The sequence below is a fragment of the Rhodococcus sp. 05-339-2 genome (assembly GCF_002258965.1).
Lineage (GTDB): Bacteria > Actinomycetota > Actinomycetes > Mycobacteriales > Mycobacteriaceae > Rhodococcoides.
On sequence record NZ_NOYW01000022.1, the window covers coordinates 1 to 751 of the forward strand.

1 protein-coding gene is annotated in these 751 nt (G+C 60.7%); it reads left to right on the forward strand.

The annotated features are described in order from the left end of the window. The coding region (locus tag CH273_RS27270; protein ID WP_141214695.1) for a phosphopantetheine-binding protein at positions 1–751 on the forward strand (751 nt) is incomplete at both ends.

Sequence of the window (751 nt, forward strand, 5' to 3'; positions counted from 1 at the left end):
TGCGTTGTTTGTGTTGGATTCCGGTTTGCGGCGGGTTCCGATCGGTGTGGTTGGTGAGTTGTATGTCGCGGGGCGGGGTGTGGCACGCGGTTATGTGCGACGGCCGGGCTTGACGGCATCGCGATTCGTCGCGTGTCCGCTCGGCCCTTTGGGTTCGCGGATGTATCGCACCGGCGATCTGGTTCGTTGGAATCACGACGGCGAGCTGGAGTATGTGGGTCGCTCTGACGATCAGGTGAAGATTCGTGGTTACCGCATCGAAATCGGTGAAGTGGAAGCAACACTCGCTGCCTTGACCGGAGTGGAGCGTGCGGCAGTGGTGGCCCGTGATACCGATACCGGCAAGCAGTTGATTGGCTACGTCGTACCTACCGAGGTGTCTGCGGGAATCGATGGTGGGGCGCTGCGCGAACGAGTTGCCGCGCGATTGCCTGCGTACATGGTTCCGGCCGTGGTGATGGTCATCGACGAGTTGCCGTTAACTGTCAACGGCAAGCTGGACAAATGGGCGTTGCCCGAGCCGCAATTCGCCAGCGGCGTTCACAGAGCGCCGTCATCTCCGGTTGAAGAAATTATCTCCGGCATTTTCACGAAGGTTCTCGACCTGCCGCGAGTCAGCGTGGACGACTCCTTCTTCGACCTGGGCGGCAACTCGCTCTCTGCGATGCGTGTCGTAGCCGCCGTGCAGGAAACCTTCGACTGTGAAATCAGCGTCCGTGCACTCATGGAAGCCCCCACCGTAGCGGGCCTG